Below are 6,716 nucleotides of genomic sequence, written 5' to 3'. Positions count from 1 at the left end.
ACTGCACTCGACAGGGTGTGGGAGAGTAGGACACCGCCGGAACATCCTTCGCGAAGGCCCCCAGCATCAGCTGGGGGCCTTCGGCGTTTTCTGGGTACTCCTCGGTCGGCGAGCAATTCGCTGGGCCGGGGCATTGAAGGTTGCGAAGATGCCTGTGTGAGTTGGGATCTGGGCGAGCTGGTGATCAGCCGTACTTCGCTCTCCTCGCCGTCCAAGGGCCCCCGGCACTGTGCCGGGGGCCCTTGGCATTTCCGCCCCCGATCACAGAGCGAGAGCACTGCTCTTGACTCGATGCCTTCGGTTGAGAGATCATTGGTCTCAATTGAGAGCATCGATCTCGGAGTAGCTATGATCACCACCGCCTGGACAGCCGTCAACCTGACTCTCGCCTTCGTGCTGGAACTCGTCGCCGTGGGCGCACTGGCCTACTGGGGTGTGCGTACCGGTCGCAGCCGGATCGCCAAGGTGCTACTGGGTGGCGGAGTCGCCCTGATGGCCATGGTGCTGTGGGGTATGTTCGCCGCGCCGCAGGCGAGTTTCGCGATCCCCGCGGTGGCGGTGGCCACCAAGGTCGTGGTGTTCGGCGGCGCGGCCGCCGGGCTCTGGCAGCTGGGGCATCGAACGGCCGCGATCGCCTTCCCGGCCCTGGTCGTCGCGAATCTGGCGGTGATCCATGTCGGGCACCTGTCGATGTAGCAGCGGACGAGCTCGACTGGGCCCCTGGGAAATTCACGCGACACCGAGAACGTTGCACTGTTACGGTCGCACGGCGGAGCGGGAGATTCCGCCGGACTGGAGAGCTGGAAGGGGCCGATCATGCGCGTTCATCGCGACGTCGTCGTGGCCCGCCCGCGCTTCGAGGTGATCCTGGTGTCCTCGCCGGCTCGGTGCCGGCTGCGCGGCCGGTACTGAGTACCCCCGGGGCGTCTGCCCTGTCCGGGGGAATCGCGCTGTTCTGTTTCGGATCAGCACGAAGGACGTATGACCGTGCGTACCAATATTTCTCGACAAACTTTGGCAGTCGTTCGGAATCTCGGAATTCTCGCGCATGTGGATGCCGGGAAGACCACGGTGACCGAGCGGATGCTGTTTCTCACCGGGATCACCCACAGGCGCGGCGAGGTACACGACGGCACCACCGTCACCGATTTCGATCCACAGGAACGGGATCGGGGCATCACCATCTTCGCGGCGGCGGTGAGCTGCGAGTGGGCCGGGCACCGGCTCACCGTCATCGACACCCCGGGGCACGTCGACTTCTCCGATGAGGTCGAGCGGTCGCTGCGGGTATTGGACGGCGCGGTAGCGGTTTTCGACGCTGTGGCGGGTGTCGAGCCGCAGAGCGAATCGGTATGGCGGCGCGCCGACCGCTACGGCGTGCCCCGGATCGCGTTCGTCAACAAGATGGATCGCGCCGGAGCCGACCTGACGGCCGCGGTCGCCTCGATTCGCGAACGGCTGCATCCGGTTCCGGTGCTCGTCCAGCTGCCGGTGTACACCGGCGACGTGTTCGCCGGCGTGGTGGATCTGGTTCACCTGCGTGCCCTCACGTGGGAGGACGGTCTGGTGGCGGGCCCGGTTCCGGATCGCCTCGCGGACGAGGTTGCGCAACGCCGACGCGAACTGGAAGAGGCGGTGGCGGAGCGGAATTCGGTGGCGCTGGAGGAGTTCGTCGAACGTTCCGGCCTGTCCGCCGAGACCCTGGCCGTCGCGCTGCGGGAGCTCACCCTTGCCGGCGAGGTGGTGCCGGTGCTGTGCGGCGCGGCCTATCGCGATATCGGCATCGAGCCGCTGCTCGACGCCGTGGTCGCATATCTGCCGTCACCACTGGACCGGCCCGCGGTCGGGGCCGGTGACGACGTCCGCGCCGCGGATCCGGCGGAACCGTGTGCGGCACTGGCCTTCAAGGTGCATGCCACGCCGACCGGGCGGCTCACCTTCGTGCGCGTCTACTCGGGCATCCTGCGGAAGGGCGACACCGTGCTGGACGTGGGCGGCGGTCGACGCGAGCGGGTCGCGCGCATCCTGCGGGTGCAGGCGGACCGGCACGCGGAGGTCGAGGCTGCGGTGGCGGGCGACATCGTCGCGCTGGTCGGCCCGAAGGCCGTGCGGGTCGGCGCGACCCTGTGCGCGCCGGACGCCCCGGCGCTGCTGGAACCTCCGGCTCCCACCGAGCCGGTGATGTCGGTGGCAGTCGAAGCGCGGACCGGCGCGGACACCGAGAAGCTGGCGGCGGCCCTGGCCCGGCTGGCCGAGGAGGACCCGTCCCTGACGGTGCGGACCGACCCGGAGACCGGGCAGACCCTGCTGGCCGGACTGGGCGAACTGCACCTCGAGGTCGTGGTGGAGAAGCTGCGCCGCGACCGCGGGCTCAGCGTGACCGTGGGCAGGCCGCAGGTGGCGTACCGGGAGACCGTGGTGCGCGGCGTCCAGGGCCTGACCTACCGGCACGCCAAGCAGGACGGCGGAGCCGGACAGTGGGCACACATCGTGCTCGATGTGCAGCCGCTGCGCGAATCCGAGCCCGGGGCAACGGGATTCGAGTTCGTGTCGACGGTGGTCGGTGGCCGGGTGCCGGCGGAGTTCGTCCGTGCGGTGGCGGCCGGCTGCCGGGACGCCCTGGCGGAGGGTCCGCTCGCGGGTCATCCGGTCACCGGGGTCCGGGTCACGCTCACCGATGGCGCGACGCATTCGAAGGATTCGTCGGAGCCGGCGTTCCGCACCGCGGGCCGTCTGGGGCTGCGGGAAGCCCTGCGAGCCAGCGCCATGGCATTGCTGGAGCCGCTGGTGGAGCTGACCGTGACCGTGCCGGAGGACCATGTCGGCGCGGTGCTCGGTGACCTCGCCGCCCGGCGCGGCCGGGTGACCGGTTCGGTCGCCCGCTCCGGCGTCGTGGTGGTGACGGCCACGGTGCCGCTGGCCGAATTGTTCGGCTACGCAACCCGTTTGCGCAGTCGCACACAGGGCCGGGGCACGTTCACCACGCGCCCGCTCGGCCACGCCCTCGCGCCGTAAGGGCGACCGGTGCCCGGTGGCGGCGGCATATCGATGCCGTCCGTCATCGGGCACCGCTGGCGGTCATCGAGTCAGCGGTGGGGGTTGATTGTTGTCGCGACTACGGTTACTGTTGTCGCAACAACAGAAGTTCCCGAGGGGAGATGGCAGTCATGATGTACTCGTTCACCGAAGAGGCCGTGATCACCGGTGACATCGACAAAATCTGGACGGTCGCCACCGATGTGGCCCGCTGGTCCGAATGGGACCCGCACGAGGAGAAGTCCCGCATCGACGGCGAGTTCGCGGTCGGGACCACCGGGTGGGTCAAGCCGAAGGGGGCGCCGGCGGGACCGTTCACCATCGTCGCCGTGGAGCCGGGACAGTCGTGGACCAGTGAGGCGGGTATTCCGTTCGGCAAGCTGCGCGGCCACCGCACCTATGAGGCCCTCGGCGACGGCACCGTGCGGGTGGCCGAGAATGTCGAGGTGCACGGGTTGTTCGGGCCCTTGTTCAAACTCGTCTGGGAGAAGGCCATGCGCGCGGACATGCCGCTGACCTTCGCGGCACTGGAACAGGAGGCGCTACGGCGTGACTGAATCATCGGGGCGGGCGCCGGGAGCTTCGCGGCAGGCGCGTGGCGTGCCGCGAGGACCGCTGATGAGTCCGGGCTTCTGGTTGCATCACGCTGCGCTGGAGTGGCGGGCGACGCTGGAGCGCAATCTGCGCCCGCTCGGCCTCACCCCCACCCAGTTCAACCTGCTGGCCTCGGCGGGCTGGCTGAGCCGGGAGGGCGAGCTGCCGACCCAGCAGCAGGTGGCCGACATGTCCGGCTCGGATCGGATGATGGCGTCCAAGGTGATTCGGGGGCTGGAGGAGCGCGGTCTGCTCCTCCGCCGCGCCGATCCGGCCGACGCCCGGGTCCTGCGCATCGAATTGACCTCCGCCGGACGGGGACTGGTGAGCCAGGGCGTGCAGACCGCCGTCGACACCGACGCCCAGCTCTTCGGCGACGATGGCGACCTGCTGCGCGAACACCTGAAACCGATTGCCGCACACCGGCTGCCGGGCTGATCAGGACATGACCGGGCTGATCAGGGCTTGACCAGGATCGCCCGCGTGTAGAGCAGCCCGAAGCCCAGCCGTTGCACATTCTGCTGGGACTTCGAGCCGGGCTGGGTGGTCACCACCGCGATATCGCAGCCCGCCGCGGTCGCCTCGGCGAGGCGCACCGACAGCAGCGACGACTGCACCCCGTGCCGCCGATGCGCGGGATCGGTTGCCGCGCCGGTCAGTTGGGCGACGCCCTGGGACATGCGCAGGCTCGCCCCGCCCGCCACCCGCCCGTCACGCCGGGCCAGATATCGCCGCATCCCCGCGGCACCGGTGAGATCCCGCAGGGCCCGGGCGATGACGTCGGCCGGAAATTCCTCGTGCGACGCCACACCCTGGGTATCGGGATGCGCGAAACCCTCCGCGACCACCGCCAGCCAGGTGTCGAACTCGTCCTCGCCACTGGGCTTCACGTCGACACCGTCGGCGACCACCGCGGCACATTCGCCGCCGAGCTCGAGCCCGAGCACGTTCTCGAACGACACCAGTCGATACCCGCGCCCGGTGAGGAGTTCGCCGACACCCGGATCGCCGAGCTGCGAGAACTCGGCCTGCACCGGCGTCTTCCGTGCCGCGAACGACCGCTCGATCTCGTCGAGTTCCGACGCCTCGGGCCTCCCCGCGAATCCGAGCCCGGCCACCTTGTTCAGCGGCGACCCCTCCTCGGCGAAGGACGCCACCCCGCCCGCCACCGGTAGTACGAACCCCGCATCGACTCCCAGCCGGTCCGCGGCCGCCGCACTGCCCTTCGCAATGAACTCCGCTTCGACCCGCTCGATCCGCGCCGCCAGCTCCGTCCCACAGAAAAGCGTTCCCTGATCGCTCGGCATGCGCCCGAGCCTAATTCGGGCCGCATGGACATGCCCGCGAATTTCCGTCCGGCCGAGCCTGCGGCCCAGGTCGTCACGACACAGCCTGCCGGATCCCCGAAATGCCGCAGCGCAGGGAAGCGCGGGTGGTGCGGACCTCCTCAGCGGCCGGGCTTCACCGTTCGGGTTCGGCCCGGCCGGTGGGTATCGCGCCGCGCACGGTCCTGAGTGGGTGCGACGGTGGTCGGGTGCGGTGGGGGTGGGTCGTAGGGTCTGGGGATGCGTGTTGATCGTTCGGGTGCAGTCGCCGGTGGGCTGGTGGTCGGGTTCGACCTGGATATGACGCTGATCGATTCGCGGCCGGGGATTGCGGCGGTGTGGGATGCGGTGGCCGCGAGGACCGGGGTGGCGATCGATTCGGAATTGGTGGTGTCACGGCTCGGGCCGCCGCTGGCCCACGAGGCGGCGCAGTGGTTTCCGGAGCACGAGGTGCCCGGGATCGTCGCGATGTACCGGGAGTTGTATCCGGATCTGGCGGTGCACGCGTCGGAGCATCTGCCGGGGGTGGTCGATGCGCTGGCGGCGGTGCATCGGGCCGGTGGGCGGGTGCTGGTGATCACGGCGAAGAACGGGCCGCACGCGCAGTTGCATCTCGATCATCTCGGGCTGGCGGTCGACGAATTGGTCGGCGGGGCCTGGGCGGAGGAGAAGGGCGAGGTGCTGCGGGAGCGTGGGGCCTCGATCTATGTGGGGGATCATCTCGGCGACGTGCGGGCGGCCAAGGTGGCCGACGCGGTGTCGGTGGCGGTGACCACCGGGCCCTATGCGGCCGAGGAGCTGTCGGCCGCGGGCGCGGATGTGGTGCTCGGCGATCTGACCGAGTTCCCGGTCTGGCTGGCCGCCCACCTCGCCGCGTAACCGGTTGATTCGCAACCGTTCTCGGCGCACCGGCCGGGCGCGGTTCACGCGTTCACGGATAGATCGGCGGGGCGAGCGCGAGGGCCACGGCGTGGGCGGGGTCGAGGGCGGGGATCGAGGCGTCGACCGCGTAGCCGTCGGCGTCGCGTACCTGCCAGCCGTGCAGTGAGACGACGGGAATGCCGCGGTGGTGCGCCAGCGCCAGCTCGGACAGGGTGCCCCACGAGCCGCCGACGACGATAACCGCGTCGGCCGAGGCCACCAGGATGGCATTGCGGGCCTCGCCCATATTCGTATAGATCGCCGCGGACAGGCCGGGGCAGGCCGCGTCACGGTTGCTGTCGGGGCGGATGCCGAGGACGAGTCCGCCTGCGCTGGAGGCGCCCTCGGCGACGGCGGTCATCACACCCGAGCCGCCGCCGCACAGCACGGTCGCACCCGCCGCGGCGAGGAGGCGGCCCACCTCGCGGGCGGCGGCGGACTCGGTGCCGGTACAGGTGCTGGGGCCGCAGACGGCAATTTGCAGGGGTGGCAAGGGCTTTCCTCTCGTCGGTGGATGGGTCGTTGGCATCAGGGTGATTCGAATGGTGTCAGCGTGCGGTGGCCGCGGCTACCGTTCTACCCACGGTCACGAGTATCAGCATGTTCGAGCCCCGGCTCGCTGATCGGCAACCCTCGCGCGGCGGTGGGGTGCCCCGGGTGACGACCAGGCGGTGTCCACGCGGGCCCGCAAGCGCTAGTCGAAGGAGCACAGGTCCATGTCTGGATGCCGCCCGGCCAACGGCTGAGGTCCAGCGCCCGAATTCCATGCGGGCGATTCTCTTTCCCGCACCGTACGCCTTCGCGGTCGCGGTCGAGTCCCTATGCCCCGACGAGGTGTCG

7 protein-coding genes and 1 riboswitch are annotated in these 6,716 nt (G+C 69.9%); of the genes, 5 read left to right on the top strand and 2 right to left on the bottom strand.

Annotated elements, in window-relative coordinates; translation table 11 throughout:
- The first annotated feature begins 348 nt into the window (after window positions 1-348).
- The 4 genes from ACIRRA_RS32820 to ACIRRA_RS32805 all read left to right on the top strand — a co-directional run bounded on the left by ACIRRA_RS32820 (window position 349) and on the right by ACIRRA_RS32805 (window position 4,068).
- Window positions 349-696 (top strand): YrdB family protein, encoded by a 348-nt coding sequence (locus ACIRRA_RS32820; protein WP_402776314.1) that lies wholly within the window; start codon window positions 349-351, stop codon window positions 694-696.
- A 285-nt stretch (window positions 697-981) separates the two neighbouring features.
- Window positions 982-3,015, top strand: coding sequence for an elongation factor G (fusA, locus tag ACIRRA_RS32815; protein ID WP_402776311.1), 2,034 nt, complete (start codon window positions 982-984; stop codon window positions 3,013-3,015).
- Between the two features lie 152 nt (window positions 3,016-3,167).
- Window positions 3,168-3,593, top strand: a complete 426-nt coding sequence (locus ACIRRA_RS32810; protein WP_402776308.1) for an SRPBCC family protein — start codon at window positions 3,168-3,170, stop codon at window positions 3,591-3,593.
- Between the two features lie 61 nt (window positions 3,594-3,654).
- Window positions 3,655-4,068 carry a MarR family winged helix-turn-helix transcriptional regulator gene (locus ACIRRA_RS32805; RefSeq protein WP_402776305.1) on the top strand — a complete coding sequence of 138 codons (414 nt, stop codon included), beginning with the start codon at window positions 3,655-3,657 and terminating at the stop codon, window positions 4,066-4,068.
- 20 nt (window positions 4,069-4,088) lie between these two features.
- Here ACIRRA_RS32805 and ACIRRA_RS32800 read toward each other — a convergent pair whose 3' ends face one another.
- Entirely contained in the window at window positions 4,089-4,937 is an 849-nt protein-coding gene (locus tag ACIRRA_RS32800) for a GNAT family N-acetyltransferase (protein WP_402776302.1), read from the bottom strand.
- A gap of 258 nt (window positions 4,938-5,195) precedes the next feature.
- On the opposite strand from ACIRRA_RS32800, the gene ACIRRA_RS32795 reads away from it, so the two are divergent.
- Entirely contained in the window at window positions 5,196-5,834 is a 639-nt protein-coding gene (locus ACIRRA_RS32795; RefSeq protein WP_402776299.1) for an HAD family hydrolase, read from the top strand.
- 52 nt (window positions 5,835-5,886) lie between these two features.
- On the opposite strand, the gene ACIRRA_RS32790 is transcribed toward ACIRRA_RS32795, so the two are convergent.
- Entirely contained in the window at window positions 5,887-6,369 is a 483-nt protein-coding gene (locus ACIRRA_RS32790; RefSeq protein ID WP_402776296.1) for a TIGR00725 family protein, read from the bottom strand.
- 91 nt (window positions 6,370-6,460) lie between these two features.
- A riboswitch (SAM riboswitch) is annotated at window positions 6,461-6,576 on the top strand.
- The last annotated feature ends 140 nt before the right edge of the window (window positions 6,577-6,716 follow it).

This window comes from Nocardia sp. NPDC101769, from assembly GCF_044766925.1.
Classification (GTDB): domain Bacteria; phylum Actinomycetota; class Actinomycetes; order Mycobacteriales; family Mycobacteriaceae; genus Nocardia.
This window is presented reverse-complemented; position numbering and strand designations above follow the sequence as displayed.